Annotated in this window: 20 protein-coding genes; 6 read left to right on the forward strand and 14 right to left on the reverse strand. The window is 45.3% G+C overall.

What is annotated here, in order from left to right:
- Positions 1-180: 180 nt before the first annotated feature.
- The 6 genes from BZA03_RS08275 to phoB all read right to left on the reverse strand — a co-directional run bounded on the left by BZA03_RS08275 (position 181) and on the right by phoB (position 11,241).
- Positions 181-2,877: a TonB-dependent receptor domain-containing protein gene (locus BZA03_RS08275; protein WP_039224525.1), complete on the reverse strand. Its 2,697-nt coding sequence runs from the start codon at positions 2,875-2,877 to the stop codon at positions 181-183.
- Positions 2,878-2,973: 96 nt separating this feature from the next.
- Positions 2,974-7,044 (reverse strand): hypothetical protein, encoded by a 4,071-nt coding sequence (locus tag BZA03_RS08280; RefSeq protein ID WP_101563490.1) that lies wholly within the window; start codon positions 7,042-7,044, stop codon positions 2,974-2,976.
- A 206-nt stretch (positions 7,045-7,250) separates the two neighbouring features.
- Positions 7,251-8,042 carry a 2OG-Fe(II) oxygenase gene (locus tag BZA03_RS08285; RefSeq protein WP_110288564.1) on the reverse strand — a complete coding sequence of 264 codons (792 nt, stop codon included), beginning with the start codon at positions 8,040-8,042 and terminating at the stop codon, positions 7,251-7,253.
- A gap of 62 nt (positions 8,043-8,104) precedes the next feature.
- A complete protein-coding gene (locus BZA03_RS08290) occupies positions 8,105-9,133 on the reverse strand; it encodes a PstS family phosphate ABC transporter substrate-binding protein (RefSeq protein ID WP_110288495.1) in 1,029 nt (342 codons plus the stop codon).
- 16 nt (positions 9,134-9,149) lie between these two features.
- Positions 9,150-10,451 (reverse strand): phosphate regulon sensor histidine kinase PhoR, encoded by a 1,302-nt coding sequence (phoR, locus tag BZA03_RS08295; protein ID WP_014948282.1) that lies wholly within the window; start codon positions 10,449-10,451, stop codon positions 9,150-9,152.
- Between the two features lie 100 nt (positions 10,452-10,551).
- On the reverse strand, positions 10,552-11,241 hold the full coding sequence (gene phoB / locus BZA03_RS08300) for a phosphate regulon transcriptional regulator PhoB (RefSeq protein WP_110288496.1): 690 nt from the start codon (positions 11,239-11,241) through the stop codon (positions 10,552-10,554).
- Positions 11,242-11,495: 254 nt separating this feature from the next.
- Between phoB and BZA03_RS08305 the strand changes: the two genes are divergently transcribed.
- Together BZA03_RS08305 and rdgC are read left to right on the forward strand one after the other, a co-directional pair.
- Entirely contained in the window at positions 11,496-13,226 is a 1,731-nt protein-coding gene (locus BZA03_RS08305) for a HAMP domain-containing sensor histidine kinase (RefSeq protein WP_039224522.1), read from the forward strand.
- Positions 13,227-13,343: 117 nt separating this feature from the next.
- A complete protein-coding gene (rdgC, locus tag BZA03_RS08310; RefSeq protein ID WP_014948279.1) occupies positions 13,344-14,255 on the forward strand; it encodes a recombination-associated protein RdgC in 912 nt (303 codons plus the stop codon).
- 205 nt (positions 14,256-14,460) lie between these two features.
- Here the strand turns inward: rdgC and BZA03_RS08315 are convergent, their stop codons facing one another.
- Complete coding sequence (locus tag BZA03_RS08315) at positions 14,461-15,024, reverse strand: helix-turn-helix domain-containing protein (protein WP_061094220.1); 564 nt, start codon at positions 15,022-15,024, stop codon at positions 14,461-14,463.
- A gap of 185 nt (positions 15,025-15,209) precedes the next feature.
- Here BZA03_RS08315 and BZA03_RS08320 point away from each other — a divergent pair, with 185 nt between their 5' ends.
- Complete coding sequence (locus BZA03_RS08320) at positions 15,210-16,400, forward strand: benzoate/H(+) symporter BenE family transporter (protein ID WP_014975686.1); 1,191 nt, start codon at positions 15,210-15,212, stop codon at positions 16,398-16,400.
- Positions 16,401-16,526: 126 nt separating this feature from the next.
- Here BZA03_RS08320 and BZA03_RS08325 read toward each other — a convergent pair whose 3' ends face one another.
- Complete coding sequence (locus tag BZA03_RS08325) at positions 16,527-17,363, reverse strand: HDOD domain-containing protein (RefSeq protein ID WP_014948276.1); 837 nt, start codon at positions 17,361-17,363, stop codon at positions 16,527-16,529.
- A gap of 449 nt (positions 17,364-17,812) precedes the next feature.
- Here BZA03_RS08325 and BZA03_RS08330 point away from each other — a divergent pair, with 449 nt between their 5' ends.
- Positions 17,813-19,507: a Zn-dependent hydrolase gene (locus BZA03_RS08330; RefSeq protein ID WP_110288497.1), complete on the forward strand. Its 1,695-nt coding sequence runs from the start codon at positions 17,813-17,815 to the stop codon at positions 19,505-19,507.
- Between the two features lie 82 nt (positions 19,508-19,589).
- On the opposite strand, the gene BZA03_RS08335 is transcribed toward BZA03_RS08330, so the two are convergent.
- The 4 genes from BZA03_RS08335 to folB all read right to left on the reverse strand — a co-directional run bounded on the left by BZA03_RS08335 (position 19,590) and on the right by folB (position 21,776).
- Positions 19,590-19,961: a histidine triad nucleotide-binding protein gene (locus tag BZA03_RS08335; protein ID WP_014948274.1), complete on the reverse strand. Its 372-nt coding sequence runs from the start codon at positions 19,959-19,961 to the stop codon at positions 19,590-19,592.
- Positions 19,962-20,119: 158 nt separating this feature from the next.
- Entirely contained in the window at positions 20,120-20,920 is an 801-nt protein-coding gene (locus BZA03_RS08340; protein ID WP_014948273.1) for an undecaprenyl-diphosphate phosphatase, read from the reverse strand.
- Positions 20,921-20,928: 8 nt separating this feature from the next.
- The gene (gene folK, locus BZA03_RS08345; RefSeq protein WP_110288498.1) at positions 20,929-21,423 is read right to left on the reverse strand and encodes a 2-amino-4-hydroxy-6-hydroxymethyldihydropteridine diphosphokinase; all 495 of its coding nucleotides are present in this window, start codon (positions 21,421-21,423) and stop codon (positions 20,929-20,931) included.
- Positions 21,423-21,776: a dihydroneopterin aldolase gene (gene folB, locus BZA03_RS08350; protein WP_014948271.1), complete on the reverse strand. Its 354-nt coding sequence runs from the start codon at positions 21,774-21,776 to the stop codon at positions 21,423-21,425. Before folB ends, folK begins: the two co-directional genes overlap by 1 nt.
- A 281-nt stretch (positions 21,777-22,057) precedes the next feature.
- Between folB and plsY the strand changes: the two genes are divergently transcribed.
- Positions 22,058-22,660, forward strand: a complete 603-nt coding sequence (gene plsY, locus BZA03_RS08355) for a glycerol-3-phosphate 1-O-acyltransferase PlsY (protein ID WP_014948270.1) — start codon at positions 22,058-22,060, stop codon at positions 22,658-22,660.
- Here plsY and BZA03_RS08360 read toward each other — a convergent pair.
- Complete coding sequence (locus BZA03_RS08360) at positions 22,650-23,966, reverse strand: ectonucleotide pyrophosphatase/phosphodiesterase (protein WP_110288499.1); 1,317 nt, start codon at positions 23,964-23,966, stop codon at positions 22,650-22,652. The two genes, plsY and BZA03_RS08360, sit on opposite strands and share 11 nt — an antisense overlap.
- Positions 23,967-24,158: 192 nt before the next feature.
- Positions 24,159-25,184, reverse strand: a complete 1,026-nt coding sequence (gene tsaD / locus BZA03_RS08365) for a tRNA (adenosine(37)-N6)-threonylcarbamoyltransferase complex transferase subunit TsaD (protein ID WP_039224515.1) — start codon at positions 25,182-25,184, stop codon at positions 24,159-24,161.
- A gap of 520 nt (positions 25,185-25,704) precedes the next feature.
- Here tsaD and rpsU point away from each other — a divergent pair.
- Positions 25,705-25,920, forward strand: coding sequence for a 30S ribosomal protein S21 (gene rpsU, locus BZA03_RS08370; RefSeq protein ID WP_012517258.1), 216 nt, complete (start codon positions 25,705-25,707; stop codon positions 25,918-25,920).

A 25,920-nucleotide genomic window follows, 5' to 3' on the forward strand; every position in this document is an offset into this window, starting at 1 on the left:
ATCGGTTGTATCCGACTATAAATTTCTGCGCGTAGGATAGGAGTTTTCTGTGACAGTTTTATTACGAAACTGTCATAAATCGATGACTATTGTCACAAATAGAAAAGCCCGGCAGGAAAACCGGGCTTTAGATGATTGTTGCTGCTCTCTTTTTGAAGAAGCAGCACTGGCTGTATTTTCTTAGAAGTTATAAGTAATTGAAGCGTTTATACCTGTACCTACGCTTAGCTTACGCAGCGTAAGACCTTCTTGCTCAATTTCTTTCTCATCGTTGAAAATGTTTTGCACACGTAATTTAATCGTAGTGTTGAAGTCTGGATAGTAAGTATAAACAGCATCCAATGAATGGAACGGTTTTTCAATACCATCTTCAAAACCACGTACGCCAGGCGCAATGATACGTTCACCGAATGAGTTATAGACTAATGACGCTGAATGCTCACCGTTATCAGAATCCCAACCTAGTTGAAGGTTAGCAACCCACTCAGAGTGACCTACTAGACGACGCTTGTCGTTAGTAATGGTCGCCGTGATAGTACCGCCGTAAGCTTCACGTGCCTGCTGAGAGAACAGTGATTCTTGATCGCCACTACCAATGGTTACTTCTGAGTCAGAAAGCGTCATGTTTCCTGATACAAAGAAGTTACTGAAGTTATCACTAATAAAGCCAAGGTCGTGCAAGAATTCAAACTCGATACCGTACAGCTCACCTTCCTGTCCGTTAGCCGTCAATAGCTGAGGCACACCTTCACCGCCGTCAAACTGCACCATCTCGATAGGGTTTTCCATATCTTTATAGAAGAGTGCAACAGACAAGTTGTTACCTTGTGACATATACCACTCCCAGCGGAAGTCGATATTGGTCAATTCAGTTTCAACCAAAGAAGGAGAACCACGTACAAGGAATTCTGTCAGCGGGTCAATAAAGAAGGTTGAGCTGATATCACGTAGGTCAGGACGAATTAGCGTCTGGCTGATGTTAAAGCGATACTGCATTTCTTCACTTGGGATGTAAGTGAAAGCCAATGACGGTAGTACATCAGATTCATTGTAGATGCTGTCAATGATGGCATCTGTGTCGTCAGCAAACTTATCCGAGTGCTCGATAAATGGAATCGATACTTGCTGGAAGTCTTCATAACGAGCACCGCCACTTACGCGGAACTTCTGGTTGAAGAATGCATCAACCATGAAATAGCCTGCGGTAAGTTTAGTTGCCGCTGAGTACTTATCACCTGCACCTGTATTGTCCTGAAACACAGAACGACCCGTTGAGCTGGTGTAGAAGTCGTCGTTATAGATATTTTCTTGTGAGAAAATTTCATTCAAACGGCTACCTTCTTTAAAGTCAGAAGAAATACCAAAGTGACGCACCGCTAAGTCAATATTGTTACCGTCACGGGTTTTGTCGTAGTAATCCATACCGGCTTTAAGTTCAACGTCGTAGCCATCGCCGAAGAACGCGGTAGACACGTTGAAGCCATAGGTATCAGACTCATCATAAAGCACCTGATATTGACGGTTTAAGTTAGTTCCTGGCGTATCATCAAGACGCTCAAGCTCTAATGCACCCGACTCATCGTAGAACTGCTGGAATGTTACTTCCATGATGTCTGGCGCTTCACGAGACGCACGGCTAGTTCCAACGTACCAATCGAAAAACACACCGTCTAACAAGTTAAGGAAGTTGTGCGTGCCTTTAAGCTGTGAAGAAACCATTTCACGCTCTTCGAAAATGATATCCATGCGGCGGAATTCTTCCACGCCAGGGTTAGATTCACTTTCGTCAAAGTAGTATCCATCGCGAACACGGTCACGCATGTCGTGAAGGATCATGTTCACAAGTTCTACTTTGTGATTGCTGTTGTACTCGTAACCTACGTTGAACATACCGCTCCAACGCACGTTTTGCTCAGTAGACACCATGTCGCGATATTTAGTGAAACGTGGATTTTCCTGACCACCACCAATATCGTTACCTAACATCTCTTCGGCAACTGTCCATTCATTGCTGTAAGAAACCGTTGCAAGGAAACCAAGTACAGAGTCGTTGTCGAAAACGTAATTGTTACCAATGGTTGTACCCAAGCTGAAGTTCGGGTCTACAGACTTTTCGTCTGGGCCGATGTCCCAGTTAAATGAACTTAGGATATCCTGCGTTTCAGCCAGTGTTCTTGTTCGGTCACCCTCGAAGCCTGCAGAACCATTTGCAGCAAGACCCGAGCTGATAATGTCAGGCAGTGCACGAGTACCGTCATCACGACCTGTCCAATCATCGCCGCCACCAGAATAGAAAACACCGGTATCGCTGTTCTGCGTATTCCAACCGCCACCTGCACTTACGTTGAATACAAACTCAGATGGGATTGATTTAGTACGAATGTTTACGTTACCACCACCAAAGTGACCAGGCATATTGGGTGAGTAAGATTTCTGAACGTTCAGGCTTTCGATGATACTTGATGGGAATAAATCAAGCGGTACAACCGAGCGCGTAGGATCCGGACTTGGTACCGTCATGCCATTTAGCTGTGTGCTTGAATAACGCTCACCTAAACCACGAACGTAAATAAATTTACCGTCAACTAGCGTAAGACCTGTTACACGTCGAAGTGCAGCAGCGGCATCGCCGTCACCGGTACGAGAAATTTGTTCTGCGCCAAGAATATCAGCAACGAACGCCTGATTTTGACGCTCTTGTAAAACCGCCGTTGCGGTTCCTTTAAGTCGCGTGCCCGTAGCAACGACTTCTTCAATTACTTCGTCTTCTGACTGCTGTGCTACTGCTGATAACGGTAACGCGCTTGCGCCAAGAATGGACGCGATAGCCAGCGAAAGTCCACCGACTTTAAATGCTGACGTTTGATTGTTTTTCATTGTGTAACTCCTAAGAAACTGTAATCAGGTAGCTGCGCTTACACAAAAGCTAAGGCGTAAAAACGCCTTAGCTTTACTGTGTCTCGCATTCACTTATTAGTCTTGAAGACCAACAGTTACCCAACCCAGTGTCCAGTCAGACTCACCGTCGAATGCACCTTGGAAGTCTGTGCTATCAAAGAAAGCGTCCAAAGTAGAAGCGTCGAAGCCTGAACCTAATAAAACTGAATTGCTTGCAGGTACGAAACCTGTTGAATCAAAGCCAAGTGCTGCAGTTTCAGCAAGAACGCTGTTGCCATCTTGACCTTCAAACCACGCTTGCGTGCTGTCTGTACCAATTGTGTCTGAACCAAATGCGCTCGCAGATGAACATGCTACTGTTGAGTGCGTCACAGTTAGTGAACCTGCTGCTGCGTTAGCAATTGATTCATCACCATTCACTCGTAGGCAGTTGCTGTAGTTTGCGCCACCGGTAACCACTAGGTTTTTGATTGTTCCCGCTGTACCGTTGCGAAGACGTACACCGTTTGTATTGTCTGCACCTAAAATTGTTACGTTAGATACTGTTGGTGTCGTCAATGGTGTCCACGCAGGGTTATCTTCGTTGTTGTCAGCTTCGAACGCATTGTCGCCGCCCGCTGCATCTTGCTTGATAACTACGTACTGCGCCTTACCTGTCCAACCGAATGACCAGTCTAGAGAATCATCACCGATAGCAGTTAATACTAAGTGACTTACGTTTACTGTACCGCCGAAGAACTCAACGCCATCATCTAGGTTTTGGTGAACTTGGATGAAGTCAACTTCAGTGCCGCTACCTACACCCGCAAATGAAATACCGTTTAGCTCATCACCTGCCGCAAGTGCTTTACCTGCGTGCTTCACGATAACGTAGCGAAGCGTACCTGAGTTATCTTCACTGTCTGCACCACCGTATAGGCCTGCATCACCTTCTGCGGCTACACCACAGTTAGCCAGTTCAGCTTCAGACGTATCACCGTCGTCACCTGTGTTACATAGGTTTGTTGGTGCGTTACCTAAGATAACTAGACCGCCCCATTGGCCGATGGCTGTTTCGCCGCCAGTCATATCTTCTGAAGATGTGAAGGTAATTGGCAGTGTTGCAGTACCAGACGCTTCAATCTTAGAGCCACGACGAACAACTAAGAAATCATCACCATCTTCACCGAATACTGTAGTACCGCGCTGAATGTAAAGTGAAGCGCTGTCAGCGTTGTCGTTACCTACCGCTGTACGACCTTTAATTAGCCAGTGAGCATCGTTAGTTAGCGATACATCAGCAGTAAACACGGTGTCAGTAGCAAGCTGATAAACAGGCTTGTCAGTAATATCTGGGAAGCTAGCAGACACGTCGGTCGCCAAGCCTTGCTCTAGTGCCGTTGTAACGTCAGCAGGAATGCTATCGTTTACCGCAACAGTCCAACCGTCCATCCAGTTGTTGTCACCGTCAAATGCACCGATATAGTCAGTTGCTGCGAAGAAGTCATTCTCTTCTGATACATCAACGCCCGCACCAAGAAGTGGTGAGCCAGAGCGAGGTGTAAAGCCATCGTTAGAAAGCATTAGTGCATCAGCGGTAAGCACGCTGTTACCTGTTTGGCCTTCGAACCATGTTTGAGTAGTACCACCACCGATAGCGTCTGAACCAAAGTTATTACCTGCTTCACAAGCAACCACTGAATGTTCTACAGAAAGCTCGCCAGATACTGCGTTAGCAATCGACTCGTCGCCGTTAACTCGTAGGCAGTTAGAGTAGCCTTCACCAGCTGTAACAACTAGATTGCGGATGTTACCCGCAGTACCGTTGCGTAGACGAACGCCGTTAGTTGTGTCAGCGCCAACGATAGTCACGTTAGAAATAGTAGGCTTAGTGAGTGGAAGCCACGCTGGGTTGTCTTCGTTATTATCCGCTTCAATAGCGTTGTCGCCACCAGCAGCTGATTGTTGGATATAAACGTTTTGCGCGTTACCTGTCCAACCGAAAGACCAATCTAGCGAGTCATCACCGATATCAGTAAGTACAACGTTACGTACGCTAACTGTACCGCCAAAGAACTCAATACCGTCATCAAGGTTTTGATGAACTTGAATGTACTCAACTTTAGTACCTGAACCGATACCTGCAAATGAAATACCGTTTAGCTCGTCACCCGCTGCAAGAGCGCGGCCTGCGTGCTTAACTACTACGTAGCGAAGTGAACCTGTGCTATCTGCAGGGTTATTACCGCCGTAAAGACCCGCGTCACCTTCAGCAGCCACACCACATGAAGCAAGTTCAGCGTCAGAGGTATCTGAATCGTCACCGGTATTACATAGGTTAGTTGGTGCATTACCCAGAAGAACGATACCGCCCCATTGGCCGATACCCGTTTCGTCGCCGATAAGGTCTTGTACAGAGGTAAACGTGATAGGTGCACTTGCTGTACCGTTAGCTTCAATCATTGAGCCACGACGTACTACCAAGAAGTCATCACCTTGCTCACCAAACACAGTCGTACCTTGTTCGATGTATAGTGTTGCGCTGTCTTCGTTATCGTTACCTACTGCAGTACGGCCTTTAATTAGCCAGTAAGCATCGTTAGTAAGTGTAACGTCAGATGTGAATGTGGTGTCAGCAGCAATTTCGTAAACCGGCTTGTCTAGGTCGAAGTCAGCCGATACGTCTGTTGCTAGACCTTGTGCAAATGCGTTTTGAACGTCAGTTGGGAAACCGCCGTTTACGCCTACCGTCCAACCTACAGTCCAGTCTGTGCCGTTAGGGTTGAATGCACCAATATATTGACCGCCGCCAAGTGCTACAGGAGAAGAGGCAGTTGGGAAGTAACCGTTGTCCTCAAGCATTAATGCAGATGCAGCTAAAACGCTGTTGCCATCTTGGCCTTCAAACCATGCTTGAGTAGTGCCACCGTTAATGGTGTCAGAACCAAAGTTGTTCGCAGGTGTTTCACACGCAACAATTGAATCAGTGATAGAAAGCTCGCCCGACTCAGCGTTAGCAATTGCTTCGTCACCGTTTACACGTAGGCAGTTGTTTGCAAGTGCAGAACCCGTTACTAGAACGTTTGAAAGCACGCCTGCTGTACCGTTACGTAGACGCACACCATTGGTGTTGTCTGCACTAACAATAGTCACGTTTGAAATAGTTGGCTTAGTTAGCGGCAACCAAGACGGATTATCTTCGTTATTATCCGCTTCGATTGCGTTGTCGCCACCGTCAGCTGACTGTTGGATATAAACGTTAGTTGCGCTACCAGTCCAGCCAAATGACCAATCTAGTGAATCGTCACCGATATCAGTAAGTACAACGTTACTTACGTTAACTGTACCACCGAAGAATTCAATACCGTCATCAAGGTTTTGGTGAACCTGAATATAGTTAACTGTGGTGCCTGAACCGATACCAGCGAATGAAATACCGTTTAGTTCGTCGCCTGATGCCAGTGCTTTACCCGCATGCTTAACTACAACGTACTCTAGTGTACCTGAGTTATCTTCTGGGTTATTACCGCCGTATAGACCTGCATCACCTTCTGCAGAAACACCACAGTTTGCAAGTTCTTCGTCAGAAGTATCTGCGTCGTCACCCGTATTACAAAGGTTGGTCGGTGCATTACCTAGTAGAACCACACCGCCCCACTGACCGATTGAAGTTTCTTCACCAGTAACGTCCTGTACCGATGTCATCACGATAGGCGCTGAAGACGTACCAGATGCGTCAATTTGAGAGCCACGACGAACAACTAAGAAGTCATCGCCGTCTTCGCCGATTACTGTAGTACCTTCTTGAATAGTTAGTACCGCTGCATCAGCGTTGTCGTTACCAACCGCCGTACGACCTTTGATGATCCAGTGAGCATCGTTTGTTAAGGTCATATCTTGAGTGATAGTTAAATCGGTATCTAAACGATAAACAGGCTTATCTGTAATCGTTCCTGAGAATTCGCTTGATACGTCTGTGGCAAAGCCTAGAGAGAACGGCGTATCTACATCAGGGGTAGTCGGTGTTGTTGGTGTTGTAGGTGTAGTTGGTGTTGTTGGAGTTGTTACTACTTCATCACCTTCATTGATATTGATGTCACCGCCACAGCCTGCAAGGACAAGCGCAGTCGTGATAGCACTTACCTTAAATATGTTACGAATTTCCATTAAATTCTCCAGATTTTTGTAATACGGATTCTAAGGTTTGCTAGAGAGTAAAGGAGATCGGTGACATTTTTGTTACAAAGTAAAAAACTTATCGAATTTATTTGAACTTTTTCAGCTTTGAACTAAAGCCTGCGTAAAGCTATTACTTTTCAATTAGATAAAACAAGATTGATTAAAAATAAAACTAAAAGCTTGGCTTGAGGTGTTTAGTTTTTCGTTCTAAACCATTTGGTTATGACAGTTTTGTGACCACGAGTGACAGGTTCTGCGAAATGAATACTGTTAAGGTTGGGGTCGCCAGAGGGCAGCAAATTATTCCAAAAGAGTGCCATTCCCTTTTTCGGTCTTACCGCAATATCTAGCTTGGTAAAGCGAGTGTGACCGCCGTCACATTCATCATTCAAGTAAATCATGCATGTCCATGTTCGCTGACCACGCGATAGACAATGCGTTTTGTACTGCGGGCTTCCTGGAGGAAAGAAGTCGTAGTGAGGTTTGTAATATTCCCCAACATTGTAGTGCTGCGCCTGAATAACTTCCCCTTCTCCCACGCCCAAACTAAGGGTTGAAACAATGCGACTATCAACGTCTTTGACTAGCTTATTACCGAGAAAGGCTAATTCACATGTTGAAGAGGTTCTAATGTCATCAGCGCTAGCGGCTCCCGCCAATTTTGAGGGCGCGAGTTTATCTTTGGTCAGAGCAACAATGTCGTCACACTCTTGGCTGCTCAAGAAGTCATCGTACGAGAAGAGCTGAATGTCACTGGGCTCGGCAAGCGGCTTAGCCTGCTCCACGCGGGAGATAGCACTTTTTGCTAGCTTCTCGTAGAAACTCGGAGAGGGTGAAAACTGATAATTAGTGGGCAAATTTGCGCCGAGCACTTTTTTAATAGTGTCGGGAGAAAAACCGTTTTCCGCTAGGGTTGTCACGATAGTTGGCACAGCTGTCCCTGATAGCAGGCATTTGACAACCCATTGTTTCCACGCTGGCGGCATATACGACACAGTTTTATCCTTTGCTTTTAACGGCGAGTGATGCGGCTTCTACTTTCGCTTTTCTATTCCAATAATCGACGTTGGCGTACCAGCACGTCTTCACGAATGGGGAAATATCCGTCTCTTAACACCTGCTGCTGCCCTTCCTGTGACAAGATATAGCGCAAAAACTCTCTTTCCAGAGTAGGTAAAGGCTCACCGGGCTTTTTATTTATCACCAAATAAAGAAATCGGGCAAACGGATACGTTTCGTTGCGTACCGTATCAATAGAAAGAGGGATTAAGCTGTCTAGCGACTCACCTAAAGGCAGAGCGCGAACTCCTGCGGTTTTATAGCCGTAAGCGGCATAGCCAATCGCGCCTGTACCGCTGGCCACGGACAATACTACAGATGCAGAGCCAGGTTGTTCGTTTACCGTATTCTTAAAGTCACCATCGCATAGCGCCATCACTTTAAACAAGCCGTAAGTACCCGATACTGAATTTCGACCGTACAGCCTGATAGGAGAACGATAGCCTATATCGTCAACGCCGAGCTGAGACCAATTAGTAATGGCGGTATTGCTGCCACAAAACTGGGTTTCAGAAAACACCGCGTCAACTTGCTCAAGGGTCATACCCGGCAATGGATTGCGTCTGTCCACAAAAATGGCGATGGCATCCATTGCCACTTTTAATACCGTGGGCGGGTAACCGTGTGTTCGCGTAAAGTCCCGTATTTCACTGGGTTTTAATTCCCGGCTCATAGGGCCTATGGTGGCAGTACCTTCAATAAGTGCCGGCGGTGCGGTGGATGAACCTGACGCCTGAATTTGAAAGCCTACCTGAGGATAGAGGGTTTTAAACTCCTGTGACCAAAAGGTCATTAAGTTTGCCAGCGTGTCTGAGCCAACAGAGGATATTTTTCCTGCCACCCCAGGCTTACGTTCATAGGCAGGTACTTGATAGCTACCAGAAGCAGATGACGAGCTTTGAATATTTTGAGAATCAGCCAGAGTTCCAAATGGTAACAATAAGCCTATTACTAAAAGTAACGTTGAAAGGCGATAGCGTTGCCCTTTCATCTTGTCATGCTTTTTGCTCACCAACACTTCTCGCCTCTTAGGGTTACAGTTGCTCTGCAATCAACTCGTTATCCAGTACAAACGAGAAATTGCTGCCCTCACCCAATGTACTGGTTATATCTAAACGAGAATTATGATGACTTAGTACATGTTTTACAATGGAAAGGCCTAAGCCAGAGCCACCGGTTTTGCGAGAGCGCGCTTTATCCACGCGATAAAAGCGCTCGGTAAGGCGGTTTAGATGATTTGGCTCAATACCATCACCGTTATCTACCACAGAAAATTGCGCGCCATTTGGTTTACGTCGCCAGTACACATTAATTTCGCCACCAGCAGGTGTGTAGTGCACCGCATTAAACACTAGGTTTGAGCAAGCACTTCGAAGCTCAGTCTCTACACCGAAAACATAGAGTTCTTTGTCGATGTGGAAGTTTATTGTGTGGTTTTTCTCTTTATTAAGCGCCTGCGCTTCTCTTTCCACTTGCGCAAGGACCACAGGAATATTCACAACATTTTCGTAGATGCGTTCCGAACTTGCTTCAATGCGCGACAACACCAGCAAGTCTTCTATCAAGTTTTGCATACGGTGGGTTTGCGATGTCATTTCTTTCATCGCTTTTTGCATGAATGGATCGGAGTCTTCATCAATAGGAAGAATTTCAAGGTATCCGTTAATGACCGTTAGCGGTGTACGCAATTCATGAGACACATTTGCCACAAAGTCCTTACGCATTTCTTCAAGCTGGGACACCCGCGTTATGTCACGGGCAATCAGCAACAAATGCTCATCGCCATAAGGCATAATCCGGTATTCAAAGGTTTTGTTGGGGTTGGTAGGCGACGGTACTTCAATGGGGTATTTATAATTCCCTGCATGAAAGTACTGAATAAACTCCGGATGGCGCAACAAGTTGTCGATTCGACGCCCAGAGTCTTGCGGCCATTTAAGTCCTAAATCCAAGCGAGCAAGGCGGTTACACCAAATAATGCAGGCCTTAGCATCAACCACTACCGCCGCATCAGGCAAGGCCTCAGAACCCTCTCTAAAGCGCTTTACCAATTCACCAAGCTCTTTACGCTTATTGCGGTTACGACGCTGAAGGTAATAAATCCCTTCATAAATATGTTCCCACACGCCACGCACGGTAGGTGGAGACATTTTACGACTATGCCATAACCAGCGATTTAGCTTGTAAAGATGCCAGTAGTTAAATAGCAGTAGCAGGGTTGCGCCAATAGCAACGGCGAATAACATATCATCTAGATACCACCCGACTAGCGCAAAAACCACAAGGAATAGCACTAAGCGCAATGTACTTCTCAACCAAGAGAACGGGTAATACATGAAATAGCTCGCGTTGTTAAAAGTGGAATTGGGCGCATGCCCAGATGGCGCAGCGGCATCAAGGGAATAACACCATGTTACTCCCTAAACACTACATTTATTACAGCTTAGTAGAAAAACGGTAACCCGCGCCGCGTACTGTTTGGATCATAGCATCATGTCCGTGACGAGAGATAGCTTTGCGTAGACGTCGAATATGTACATCTACCGTTCTGTCTTCTACATAAACATTGGTTCCCCAAACATTATCTAGCAGTAGCTCTCGGCTATAGACACGTTCTGGGTGCGTCATAAAGAAGTGCAACAACTTAAATTCAGTCGGCCCCATGTCTAACGGTTCTTCATTCGCCATTACGCGATGTGATACCGGTTCAAGTTTAAGACCATTAAATTCAATGGGCTCCTCGCTTGATGTAGGCGTAACTCTTCGCATCACTGCTTTGATTCTTGCCACAAGTTCCTTCGGCGAGAATGGTTTAGTAACGTAGTCATCAGCACCTGCATCCAGGCCGCGAATTTTGTCTTCTTCCTCGCCACGGGCTGTAAGCATGATGACGGGAATGTCACGAGTAAACTCGTGCTGCTTTAAACTTTTAGCTAGCTGTACACCGCTTCCTCCCGGCAACATCCAATCTAATAAGATTAAATCTGGGTAAGGTTCGCAAATTTTTTCTCGCGCGATGTCGAAATCTTCGGCTTCAATAATGTTAAAACCAGATTGCTCAAGCACAAACTTAAGCATTTCACGGATAGGCGCTTCGTCCTCAACCACCAACACTGTACGAGACATCGTAATATTCCTGCTCATTTTTAAACGCCGTTATTATTAATGTGGTCTGTGACAGTTTTATTAAAACGATTACATTTATGTGTCAAGTTTAATACAAGCTTGTTCCAAAGTTTAAATACATAATCTTGTTTATTCATACGATTACGCATATTCTTGAAATTACATAAAACCGACTGTTATTGTTGCAAAAGTGAGCAACTACCAAGCGTTGTCGGTGATTTAAAAGGTCTGATGTAACAGGGGTGTGTTTATCGATGGCTGCGGTCAAGACAGGGTTATCAAGGAAACTCTTAGCCAGAGTGTTGTCAGTGTACTTTTCTCTCACGCTGCTAGTGACGGTAGGACAGATCTTTACAGAATACCTCAGCACGAAAAATCACGTTGAAGGCGAGCTTCAAACGCTAAAAAACACCTTTTCTTCTAGCCTGACCCGCGCTTTGTGGGAACTTAACCACGACCAAGTGCGTGCCATCGCCGAAGGCCTTATGTCATTGCCTATTGTTGAAGGGCTTCAAGTTCGTGGTGAAAACGGTAACTACATTGCCGAGTACGGCATCCGTGCTCAGCGCTCTCCTGCTCCGGTTGACCGTGAAATAATTGAAGATCATCCCGGCGGCGTATTTAGCTACAGCTTCCCACTAGTATTTAAATTCTCAGGTCGCGAATCTACGGTTGGCGACGTTACCTTGTATTCTAGCTTTGATACTATTTTTAGCCGTATTGAAGTAGGCGTATTTTTTCTTATCGGTAATGCGTTAGTAAAAACCACCTTTCTGGTCTTCTTGTTCATGACCGCATTTCGCACCATGCTTTCTGAACCGCTGCAAACCATTACTGAGCAAATGGGTAATTTCGATCCTCAGCACCCAGAAGAGAGCAAACTCAGCATAAAGCTCGATGATGACAACGAGCTATTACAGCTTAAGGAATCTTACAACCACGTTATTGACGACCTTATTATTTCAAACAATAAGCTGAAAGACGCGCAGAATGAACTCACTCTTGCCAACAAGAAGCTAGACGACCAAAACCTGATTTTAGAACAAGAAGTGGCAAAGAAAACAGCGTCGTTGTCTCAGATTATGCTCGACTTAGAGCAGCAAAAAGACGAGCTTATTGCCCACCAGCGAGAGCTTCGCCAGGAAAACGAAAATCGTCAGTATATAGAAGCCGAACTGCGCAAACGTAACCAAGAGCTAGCCAGTTCGATGGATACACTTCATCAAGCGCAAGAGCAATTAGTCGAGTCGGAGCGCATGGCGTCGCTTGGCGGTCTTGTGGCCGGTATCGCGCATGACGTAAACACGCCATTGGGCGTGAGTGTGACCGCAGCCAGCTTTCTACAAGAGCGACTTAACAATTTAAAGACCGACTTCGAAGATAAAAGCCTGACCAGTAAGAACATGGCAAGCTTCATCGATGAAGCCGAACAAACTGCGCTATTACTTTTAAGTAACCTAGAACGCGCATCTGATCTTATCGCCAGCTTTAAACAGGTGGCCGTTGACCAGACCAGTGAAACCGAGCGCGAATTTGTGTTGGGCGACTATATTAACGAAATTATTCAGTCACTTAAGCCAAGTTTTAAGCATACTGAACATCAAATTAACGTATCCTGCCCCGATAATTTAGTTGTGACCTGTGCACCTGGCGCCATCGCTCAAATCGTTACCAATATGGTGGTTAACTCAATTACGCACGGCTTTGAAGGCAAAGCGGCCGGCTCTGTAACACTAGATGTAAAAGAAGATGGTGATAATGTTGTGATCCACTACCAAGATGACGGAAAAGGTTTAAGCGAAGAAGAGCTCAGTAAGTTGTTTGATGCCTTCTTTACTACCAAACGCGGAGAAGGTGGTAGCGGTCTAGGCACACATATTATGTACAACCTAGTTACACAGTCACTGCATGGACATATAGAGGCCGACAGTACGCTTGGCAACGGCTTACAGTACACCATTCGTTTTCCGAAAAAGAGTGCTTAACCTTTCTTGCCACTATCAATCTAAGGTGCCCGCTTTCTAGGGCCTTTTATTCAATTGCACCGCGAGTCTTACGTTGGTAGGCTTGCGCCCTATTTTTATCAAGAGAATGCTTACACTATGTGGTTTAAAAATGTAAAAGCCTATCAAATTACTCAGCCGTTATCGCTAGACGAGGGCGATTTAGAACGTGCCCTTAACGAACACGCTTTTCGCCCGTGCGGTAGCCAGGACTTAGCAACCATGGGGTTCGCCTCTCCGTTTTCTCAGGCGGGTAAGCAAGGCACCATGTTCCATGTTGTTCAACAGCGTTTTTGGATAACCCTAAAGAAACAAGAAAAGATCTTGCCCGGCGCAGTGGTAAATGCCGAGCTTGACGAAATGGTGGCCAAAATTGAAATGGAAACCGGTTCGCCGGTTGGTAAAAAAGCCAAGGCAGATCTTAAACAAGAAATTCAAACCCGCTTGCTGCCCCAGGCATTTACGAAAAACACCTACACTCACGGCTTTATTTCACTTGCTGACAACTTAGTCGTAGTTGACGCATCATCTGATGGCAAAGCCGAAGCCTTTTTGGCCATGGTAAGAAAAGCCATAGGCTCACTTCCAGTAGTGCCATTTACGCGCAGAAGCCTTCAAAGCGAGCTTACGCACTGGGTTACTGAGTCAACACCAGAAGGTGTAGGTCTACTTGAAGAAGCTGAGCTTAAATCTACCGATGACACTGGCAGCGTTATTCGTTGTAAGAACCAGCCGCTAGACAGCGAAGAAATTAGTATTCATTTGGATGCCGGTAAGCTGGTTCAAAAGGTTGCATTCGAATATGCAGAGACGTTGACGGCTATTATGTGTGAGGATGGCGCCATTAAACGTGTTAAGTTCACCGATCGCATTAAAGAAGAAACTGACGATGTGCCAAAAGATCAGGTTGAAGCGCGCCTTGATGCAGAGTTCGCGCTTATGTCAGCCGAAATTTGTACACTGCTTAACTTCCTTCGTGGTGCGCTTAATCTTAACGACGATAGTTTATAAACTTATGGCAAATAAATATTAAGCCGATGAAAAAGATAGCCTAGCGCTATCGAAAAGCCTAATCACCTTGGGGTAGTTAGGCTTTTTATTAGGTCCTGTTAATTAACTTGCTTGTTTGAACTGGCAACCGTCATTTAGCGCAAATACTTCTTAGCTTTTTTCCTAGCCTTTCTCCTAGCTTTTGCAAGAAAGTTGCCCAACCGCTTTAAGTGGGATAGTGAATAACCACAATAAAGCGCGTTTCTCCTACTTCATCTCGATAACCGTGGGGCTGGTCTGCGCGTAATATACACTGCTCTTGCGCTTGATAAGTTTGCCATTGACCATCTTGCAAAACCCCTAACTTTCCTTGTAGTACGTGAATATGTTCGGTGACGCCTATTTGATGCGCCGAAGAGTGCTGCTCATGAAAGTCCGTTAAGCATAGTTCAAACATTTCAAACTGGGTGGCTGAGTTAAACGGAAATAGCGTTTTTATGGTTACGTTTGGGTCGTTAGCGAACTTGTTGTCGGCATGTTGGGACGTAGGTGCGGTTTCATCACCTGACAAGAAAGAAGAAAAAGAACACGCAAGACCGGTTGCTATCTTCCACAAGGTAGCGATTGTGGGGCTAGACTCGCCTCGCTCTATTTGCCCCAACATGGCTTTAGACACTCCCGTCAACTGCGCGGTTTTATCAAGGGAAAGCCCCCGAGCTTTACGAACAGACTGCAGGTGCTGTGCAATACTTCTTGAAATAGCAGAAGGCTGCGCATTTGCTTTTGTCATGTAATGAAGGCCTTTATTTTGACGCTGAGTTTAATAAACCAGTTGTGCGCTATAACGCACAGATGTTAAGTTACCTATTGTACGTTATAGCGCACAAAAAGGTAGAGTAGCACATTCGATAGACACTAAAAGCGTGTTTCATCGCTCGGTCGATTCCAAATCGAGATTCCATCACGAGGGTTTTCATGAGCAAGTGGAAGTTAAGTCATATCAGCGCAGGGCTAACCGCGGTTACAGTAGGTTACAGTAGTTCTGTTGTCATTATCATTGATGTAGCGCGTAAAGCCGGCGCCAGCGACGACATGGTAGTGAGTTGGTTGTTGGCGCTTGGGCTCGGTATGGGCATTACCTGCATTCTGTTCTCGTGGCTATCCAAACTGCCCGTTGTTACCGCTTGGTCTACCCCTGGCGCGGCTTTTTTGTTAACCAGTATCGGTGACTACCGTTTAAGTGAAGCCATTGGTGCATTTATACTATGTGCCTTGCTTTCTCTTGTAACTGCGCAAAGCCGTAGCCTGCTCAAACAAATAAGTCGGATTCCCCCTGCAATCTCATCGGCGCTTTTGGCCGGCATTCTCTTACCTATATGCCTTGCGATATTCAGTGATGTTAATGACGCACCGTACTTAGTTGCGTTATTTATCGCGGCTTATTTAGTAGGAAGCCGACTATTTCCCCGCTATCTTATGCTGTTGTTGCTGATCATGTCGGTGACCATTAGCTTGTTTATGAGTAGTGCAGATGGTGTGGTTGCTCTATCAAGCGACTCACCAGGGCTGCCATCAATATTCACCCTGCCCGAGCCTATTTGGGTAACGCCCACTTTCTCACTGAGTGCTGCCATTGGATTAGCATTTCCCCTTTTTCTTATCACCACGCTTTCTCAAAACTTGCCAGGTATAGCTATTCATCACGCCCATGGCTATACGCCCGACCACAAACCCATTTTGTCAGGCATTGCCATTGTTCAAGCCTTATTAGCACCTTTCGGTGGTTTTACCTTTAACTTAGCGGCGATAACGGCAGCGCTATGCATGGGCGAGCAAGCGGATGATGAAAAGTCGCAGCGCTATAAAGCCGCTATAGCAGCGGGGGTGGCGTATTTGTTCATGGGGTTATTAGCGTCTGTGGTCGTTGCGCTATTTGTGAGTATGCCCAGTATCATTATTCATCTGCTTGCTGGACTAGCCCTATTAGCTACGCTGCAAGGAGCGGTGGTTCGCGCCATGGAAGTAGAGCACCACAGGGCTCCTGCGTTGCTTACCATGCTGTGTACGGCGTCAGGATTTAGTTTATATTCCATGACTTCAGCGGTGTGGGGATTAGGGTTAGGTTTATTGCTGCTTTACGTTCAAAAGAAGCCTGTTAGCGCGTAGCAGCATTTGTTTGCTTTATGCTGTTTCATTGTCAGCTTTCCATTTTTCAGCTTTTCATAACGAAAAGGCCGGTACTGAAGTTATGCTTCAGTACCGGACTTTGCAGTATTTTTTAGCTTAAAACACTTACAAGAAGATCTGCTTCGCTGCGCTTGCAAGCTCTTCAAACTCATCAGAGTGAAGCTCGCCCATATCTTCAACCACACCGCGCTGAATAGCTAAGTTTAAGATCGCATCTTTTTGACTGTCTACCGCACCTGAAACTGCAGCGCCAACACGAACGAAATCAATGTAGGTTAACTCTTCTGGCATGTAGCTTAGGTCTTTCCAATTTTTTGAAACATTAACGAAGGTTTCTCCGAAGCCCCACTCTGTCATAATGCTTGCACCAATACGGCCAGCTAATTTATCGATTGCCACTTCAAGGAATGAAGGGTTCGCAAAGACTTCAGGGTGACGCTCAGCCTCGGTCAAAATAGGCAGAACACCAATGTTGTGAACCAGTGCCGCTAGTGTCATGGTATCCATGCTCATTTCACGCTTTTTGGTACGCGCTATGTAAAGCTGAAGCACCGCCATAGAGTTAGCCACGATATTAACTGTATTTGCCCACTCTTGTTGTAAATAGCGTGCAACTACATCGTTTTTAGAGACGAATAATTGCTCCATAGCGAGTGCAGTAGAGATGTTTTTAATTTGGCGTAAACCAATTCGTGTAACCGCTTGGCTGATAGAAGTAACTTTTACGCTACGTCCCATATAAGCACTGTTCGCAATTTTGATCATTCTTGCGCTAAGTGATGGATCTTGACCAATCACATCACCCATCGCGTTTAAGTTAATATCGGGATCGTCTGCCGCTTTGCGGACTTTCAATGCAATAGCAGGAAGCGTGGGAAGGACGAGTGTGTCATTGTTAATTTTTTCAACCAAAATGGTTGAAAGCGCGTTCTGTGTAGACATATTTCTACCCTTAGAAAGTTCCAAATAGCCTCGTGAAGGCGATAGGTTGCTTTACCAGTTAATCATCTCGACCACCAGCAAAACTGATGACTAAAATAGATTCGATGTTTGTGCGTTGCATTCCGTGCGTTAACTTACATAGGCCTCTATGCTTCACGCTAAAATACAAACCGTTTATTGTTTTATTATGGTATTTCTATCACCATACTATAGTAGCTCTTTAGTTTCGACCAACTAAAAAAATACAGTGTCGATGCGAATTATTAGCAACGGTAGAACCACCAGAGCTTTTTTTAAAGTATAGTCAACTGGTAGCAAACCACTATTGATATTAAACAAATATTTTTCATACTTTTGTATTAAATCAAAAGCATAGCTATAGTGAGCTATCTATTCACCGCCCCGCATACTGTAAATCAATGCGGTTAAACCACACGGTAAGAGTCATTATGAAAAAAACAATTACAACTTATTCTCCTATTGCAGCTGCAGTAGCGGGTTTATTTATGCTGACCGCGTGCAGCAAAAGCGCCGATACAACACCAACTCAGACAGCAAAGCCTGAAACCGCTTCCGAGCAAACCTTACTTGTTGATGAGTCTCGCTTGTCTATTTATCACGGCGTAGATCTTACCAGCGATTTGTCACACCTGAGTGACAATCAACACAAAATGCTTTCACTGTTAATTGATGCATCGAAAATCATGGACGACTTGTTCTGGAAACAAGCGTTCTTTGAAGATAAAGATGCATTTCTTTCATCAATTAGCGACGAAAAGGTCCGTCACTTTGCAGCGATCAACTATGGCCCTTGGGATCGCTTAAATGGCGATACGCCTTTTTTAAGTGGCTATGAAGACAAAGCGCTGGGCGCTGAGTTCTACCCCCATGATATGGAAAAAGAGGAATTTGCCACGGCAGATTTTGGCGACAAACAAGGCCTTTATTCCATGGTGAAGCGCGATGAAGCGGGCAACCTTTATTCGGTGCCTTATTCTGAAGCCTTTAAAAGTGAATTAATGAAGGCGTCTGACTTACTTAAAAAAGCGTCAGAGCTTGCTGAAGATGAAAGCTTTAAACAATATTTGCAGCTGCGTTCTGAAGCCCTACTATCAAACGACTACCTGGCTTCTGACATGGCGTGGATGGATATGAAAACCAACCCTGTTGAGCTGGTTATCGGTCCTATTGAAAGCTACGAAGATCAACTCTTTGGCTATCGCGCAGCGTTTGAAGCCTATGTACTCATTAAAGATTTAGCATGGAGTGAAAAGCTAGCTAAATACGCGGCCTTCTTACCTGAATTACAGCAAGGCCTTCCGGTTGCTGAGGCATATAAAGCGGAAATGCCAGGGTCTGACGCAGACCTAAATGCCTATGATGTGGTTTACTACGCCGGTCACTCTAATGCAGGCAGCAAAACCATTGCAATTAACTTGCCCAATGACGAGCGTGTACAGCTAGAAAAAGGCACCCGCCGCCTTCAGCTTAAAAACGCGATGCGCGCTAAGTTCGATACTATTTTGGTGCCTATTGCGGATACGTTAATTGTACCAGAGCAACGTGAACACATTACGTTCGACGCCTTTTTCGCGAACACCATGTTTCATGAAGTGGCACACGGTTTAGGGATTAAGAACACCCTAGATGGTACAGGGACTGTGCGCGGAGCACTTAAAGAGCATGCGTCGGCTCTTGAAGAAGGCAAAGCGGATATTCTAGGTTTGTACATGGTACAAAGTCTTCTTGAAAAAGGTGAAATCACTGAAGGAACACTAGAAGATTATTACGTTACCTTTATGGCTGGCATTTTCCGTTCTGTGCGTTTCGGCGCAAGTTCTGCACACGGAAAAGCGAACATGATCCGCTTTAACTTCTTTGCCCAGCAAGGCGCCTTCGAGAAAACAGAAGACGGCATGTATCGCGTAAATATGGAGAAGATGGGCGCCGCAGTAGAAGCACTATCTGAACTAATCCTTACATTACAAGGTGACGGCGATTACGATGGCGTAGCGAAGCTAGTAGAAACTATGGGTGTAATAAAACCCGATCTTGCTTCAGATTTAGCGCGCCTAGAGGCAGCGAGCATTCCAGTTGATATTCACTTCAACCAAGGTAAGAAAGTACTGGGGCTTGCTAACTAAGTAAGCACTGGACTTATCAAATAAAAATGCCGCCCTGAGATAACTATCAAGGGCGGCATTTTTGTGTTCTTATCTTTCCACGCTACTCTACGTGTTGCTTCATATTTTCAGTATACGGAGGCCAGCCTAGCGGTTTGCCTGCCAACACGTGAAGATGAATGTGATACACCGTTTGACCACCGTATTCATTACAGTTCATTACCGTACGAAAGCCTTGGTCAGCAAACCCTTGCTCCTTTGCAATTTTTGCTGCAACAAATGACAAGTGCCCCACCACTTCGCGATCTTCTTCGGCTATATCGTTTACCGTTGCAATTTGCTTTTTCGGAATAACCAGAAAGTGAGTCGGTGCCTGAGGGTTTATATCTTTAAACGCCAGCGCCAATTCATCTTCGTACAATATGTCCGCTGGAATTTCCTTGCTGATGATTTTATCAAATATTGTTTCTGCCATATCTCACTTCCCTTACCAATTAGGTGATTACCAATTATGTTAGCAGTGTTAAAACATTTGCCTGCGAACATAATTAAAAATTAAGTGCTATTGTGCGGCGCAGGGGCATCTCATGCGAATAGCCCCCTCATACGAAGGACAACGCCCTTTTTCTTTACTTAAGCGAAAACAAACCACAGTAGTATTACGCCCAACGCCAAGCGATAGATAACAAAAGGCAGCATGCCGATACGTGATATCCAGCTTAGGAACAAATAGATACAAAGGTAGGCGCTTACGAATGAAAACGCCGCGCCATAAAGCAACGCATACCAGTCTACCGCTTCGTTGGCATTAAGCAGGTCGAGAGTGGCCAAAAGCCCCGCGCCTAAAATAACTGGAATAGACAGCAAAAAGGAAAAGCGTGCACACGCTTCGCGCTTAAGGCCTAACATCAAACCTGCGGTCATCGTAATACCTGAGCGAGATGTACCAGGAATGAGTGCCAATACTTGGGCTAACCCGATATAGATGGCTTGCTTAAGTGTCAGTCCTTCTAGCTCTTGTTCGCGTTTTGCAGTGGCATCGGCGTACCATAGCAGCAAACCAAAAATAATAGTGGTACCTGCTATTACCAGCGCCGTACGTGCGTTTTCTTCTATCCAGCCTTTCATTAAAAAGCCAATAATAACCGCTGGAATAGTTGCCACAATTACGTACCAAGCAAGTTTACTGTCGGTAGATTGTTGCTTGCTAAACCCTTGTGTTACCCAAGCTACGGTCATCTGAGCGATTTCTTGACGAAAATAGATCATAACCGCAAGCAGGCTTCCCACATGAACGGCGACATCAAACGCTAAGCCCTGACTTACCCAACCAAAAAGTTCAGCGGGCAGCAACAAGTGTCCAGAGCTACTGATAGGAAGAAATTCAGTAACGCCCTGAATAATTGCTAAAATAATAATTTCAAAAAGTGTCATTCCTTTGCTTAACTCCAAGTAAAGTCAATCGGCCATAATTGCTGTTTCTGTTTATCAAAGTTTTGCCACATTTTGGCATAGGTTTCTTGCGTTTCAGGGTGAATGTCGTTGGGAACAAGTTCAGCTAACGGCCAAAGCACAAACGCGTTGTAGCAAATCTCTTCGCGAGGTAAAACCACAGGGGTTGTGGTCACCTTACTATCATAGGTAAGCAAGTCGAGATCAAGGGTTCTGGCACAGAATTTTTTGTCTGTATGCACCCTGCCATTGTCTTTTTCAATGGCTTTAAGAATTGCGCACACTTCCTTGATACTTTTTGACGTCGTCGCACGGGCAGCGGCGTTATAAAAAGGGCTTCCATTGAAGCCCACCGCTTCGCTCTCGTAGACCGAAGACACTGCAACATCTGAGAAGTGCTGTTTCAGGGCAACTAAAGATTGCTTGGTGTAATGCTCACGTTCAATATTAGAGCCAATGCTGATTAAGATGGTGTGTTGTGACATTAATTGCGCTCTTTACGCATTTCAACAGCGACCGTTTGCGCATTGGGAAGGATATTAGGCTTAACAATTTTAAGCGTTATTGACGCAACGGTGAAATTATCAAGAACGGCGTCCATCACTTTATTACCTAGAGCTTCAAGTAGCTCAAATGTGCTTTCTTTGCCTACTTCTACAATACACTCTGCCACTTTTGCATAGTCTACAGTGTCTGCAACATCGTCGCTTTGCATCGCAGCGCTTAAATCAACATCAAGTGTTACATCAAGAAGTAGCTGGGTGGTTCTTACTCGCTCCCAATCATAAACACCAATCAGGGTGTCTACTTCAAGCCCTGTTATATAAATTTTTCCCATGGAATTTTTCATCTTGTACTGTTATCAAACCAGTTTATCGCCGTTTTTATTAGCCCTACTACTGGTCTTACTACTGCGCTTTCACCCACATATTGCTGGTAAACGGTGGTATATCGCGTTTGGATGGAGTAGCTTTACGCTTGTGTGGCACAACTATACCGCTGTATGACAACTGGGAGCAACCAAGGTTTCACAATTTAATGCGACTAAAGCCCATTGAACTTGCACACACCAAATTTAACGTAATAAAAGGCAATATTTTTAATAATTAGAATGACAAAATGATTTCGCTAACTCTTTTGATGATCGCTGTTGCCTATCTTTTCGGTTCACTTTCAAGTGCTGTGGTTATAAGCCAGCTGTTTGGTTTACCAGATCCACGAACCGCCGGCTCTAAAAACCCAGGTGCTACCAATGTGTATCGACTGGGCGGTCGTGTTCCAGCACTCCTCGTGCTTGTCATGGACATACTAAAAGGCACTATTCCCGTTTACGGCAGTTACTTTCTGGGCATAGAGCCAATCATGTTAGGCGTCATTGCTATTTTCGCGTGCTTGGGGCATATCTTTCCGCTCTATTTTGGTTTCAAAGGTGGAAAAGCCGTCGCCACTGCGTTTGGCGCTATGCTCCCTATAGGCCTCGATTTAGCAGGTTTGCTTATTTTGAGTTGGGTAGTAGTGGTGTTTCTTACGGGCTATTCTTCATTAGGTGCGCTTATCGCAGTATCTCTTGCGCCGTTATTTACATTTTTGATTAAGCCTTTATATACCGTGCCCGTGGCAATGCTTTCGCTGCTTATAATTCTACGCCACAAAGACAACATTGCCCGTCTTTTAGCGGGCAATGAAAGTAAAGTATGGGATAAGGGAAAAGTTAAAGAGTAAGCGCCTTTTCCAGCACATCTAACTTACCATCTATCGGCGTAACCGGCGCAATGCCAAGTATTTTGGCCAACGCAGGATAAACCTCCAGGTTGCTAAACACAGGTAGGGTAGTATTCGTTTTAAACGCAGGTCCCACTGCAACAAATGTCGCCCCCATATCAGGCAGCGTGTTCATGTAGCCATGCCCACCTTTACTAATATGCATGCTGTTGGCGTTTTTAAAGCGTGCTGGCGGGGCTATCTCAATAATAATATCGCCGGTTCTATTTCCCACTTCCATATGTCGCTCGGCGCGCTGGGTATCGTTAAGCACAATGTATCGGTTTTCGGCTATATGGGTAAGACGTTCTGTTTCTTCGGTGATTTGTTTATCGTTCACGCCCACTTTGGCGTAAAGATGAACTTGCGCTCCCTCATTTTCAATAATGAAGCTATCAGGTATAGATAAAGACTCAACTTCTATAAGCTGACTTTCATCAATGGGTGTCATGCCGTGATCCGACACCACTACCAAGTTTACCGGCAAATCTAATGCGTTAATGCGTTCATAAAGTTGACCAATAAGCGCATCCACTTCCTGCACCGCATCATTGGTTTTGTCGGCAAAAGGTCCTTCATCATGTCCAACCGAATCGGTAAGCGAGAAATAACCCGCAATAAAGCGAGGGCGCGACACCTCAGGCAGTTTCAACCAAGTTATAATTTGATCTACCCGCTGCTGGTAATCGGCGTATTTAGAGTAGTGATAGAAGTAGCTAGGCAAGGTACCTGATATGCGTGAATCAGACTCTGGCCAGAAGAAGGTAGCTGCCTTCATGCCATGATATTCCACTAAGTTCCATAGCGGCGTTGCCGTAATCCACGTGCTGTCCATGCCGCCGTAACCCAGCTTGTACTGCGCGTAGCCTTCTTTCGTTGGGCGAGACTTATCAAAAAATCGATTGTTCACGATGCCGTGGTGTTTCGGTAATAACCCAGTGATAAGTGAAATATGGTTGGGAAAGGTATTTGAAGGATAAACAGGGGTCATAGACGACGCTCTTACCCCTTTCTTTGCAATAGCACCAAGGTGTTGCGCGTTGTGTAATTCGATATAGTCGTGGCGAAATCCATCAAGAGAAATGAGCACGACATACTGATCTTGCTGCTCTTGCTTCAGGCCTTTTACAAAGTCATTCAGGGATGCTTTGCTTGATGCAAATGCATTGGACGCAGTGAGCGCTGCAAAGGTAAGCGAAATAAATAACGACAATGCTAAATAGAATAGCGGTGCATTTTGTTTTGTTCCGTCTGTTGCTAAGCGCATGGTGTTTAACGTCCTTACTCAATGTTCATTTTAGTAAAACAAAAGGCAATGGAATGCGCTCCCATTGCCTTTTATTTATGCTTTTTTGTTTTACCTGCTTGCTATGCTCAATATTTCCTCAGTGAACTTAGGGAAGACATAGTAGCGTTTACAACGAGGTGTGGCGCCTAATTACCGGTTTTTTATGAATACCTAAATCGCCGATAAAGTATCAAGGGGCCAGCGCGGCTTGGCTTGTGAAGACAAGGCCAAGGTTTCCCCAGCTTTCAAACGCTGCATGCCCGCATAGGCAATCATGGCACCATTGTCTGTACAATACGCTAAGCTAGGATAAAACACCTCACCTTTTAGCTCTTGCATCAGGGCTTTCATCTCACTGCGCAACATTGTATTTGCACTTACGCCGCCAGCAATAACCAAACGCTTCATGCCAGTCTGCTTTAATGCTCGCTTACATTTTATAATAAGCGTATCAACGACGGCTTCTTGAAACGCGTAGGCAATATTGGCTTTAATTTGCTCAGCATCACCACCAGTTAGGTCAGCATCGCGAATGGTGTTCGCCGCAAAGGTCTTTAAACCACTGAAACTGAAATCTAGTCCTGGTCTGTCGGTCATCGGGCGAGGAAACTTATAGTGTCCCGCTTCTCCCTTTTCAGCCAATCTTGCTAAAAGAGGGCCGCCTGGGTAATCAAGGCCAAGTAACTTGGCGGTTTTATCAAAGGCTTCACCAGCGGCATCATCAATAGACTCACCAAGTACTTCATATTGACCAATGCCTTCGACTTTAACTAGCATTGAGTGGCCACCTGAAACCAATAAAGCAACGAAAGGAAATTCAGGTGCGTCGTCTTCAAGCATAGGCGCTAATAAATGCCCTTCCATATGATGAACGCCCACTGCTGGCACATTCCACGCGTAGGCCAATGAACGCCCGACAGACGAACCCACTAACAATGCGCCCACTAAACCGGGGCCTTGGGTAAAAGCAACGCCGTCGATCTCTGATGGTTGGGTGTTAGCGTCTTCCATAGCCTTTTCAATTAAAGGAATGATCTTTCTCACGTGGTCCCGTGACGCAAGTTCAGGCACAACACCACCGTAGTCTGCGTGCAGCTTTACTTGACTATATAGTTCGTGCGACAGCAACCCTTTTTCATCGTCGTAAACGGCGATGCCAGTTTCGTCACAAGATGTTTCTATTCCTAAAATACGCATGGGGAGTAACCCTTTTACTACTAACTTCAATGCTTCGTTTTTGGATTTGCTGTCGTCTTTTTATCACAACACGTGTTCACACAATTGTTGAGAACCATAATGACTAAGCAAATATCAAAAACTGAGAAAATAATTCTGGCGATCTGATGCGATCATCTTTATGATCCCGCCGCGATCATAACACTACCCTAGTCAGGATCATCTGATTCCACACTTTTGATCACCATTTTTCAAAAGGGAATTGAGCTAGAAAACATTCTGAAAAGGGCGCTTATACAAGCCGAGTTAAACAACACGGTGCTTAACGAGCGCAGAGTTTACCTTTAATCCTGCATTCATGGAATGCCAGTGAACAGGTAAATGAACGGTAAATGCACAATATTGGCTATTTTTTGGCAATTCATCCTTTACTTTCTCTGTAGATATGATTAGAATTTCGCACCATTTTTAACCCGGGTGGCCTTTTTAGCGCACAATTTTACCCGGATTTACACAGTAAAAGTTTTGAGGTGAGTGTTTAATGCCTATCGTTAAAGTTAGAGAAAACGAGCCGTTTGATGTGGCGCTGCGTCGTTTTAAGCGTTCTTGTGAAAAAGCAGGTGTTCTTTCTGAAGTTCGTCGTCGTGAATTCTTCGAAAAGCCAACTTGGGAACGCAAGCGCAAGAAAGCTGCCGCCAAGAAGCGTCATCTTAAGAAGCTAGCTCGTGAAAACGCACGTCGCGTAAAACTCTACTAA

The organism is Alteromonas sp. I10 (genome assembly GCF_003201515.1).
Taxonomy (GTDB): Bacteria; Pseudomonadota; Gammaproteobacteria; order Enterobacterales; family Alteromonadaceae; genus Alteromonas; species Alteromonas macleodii.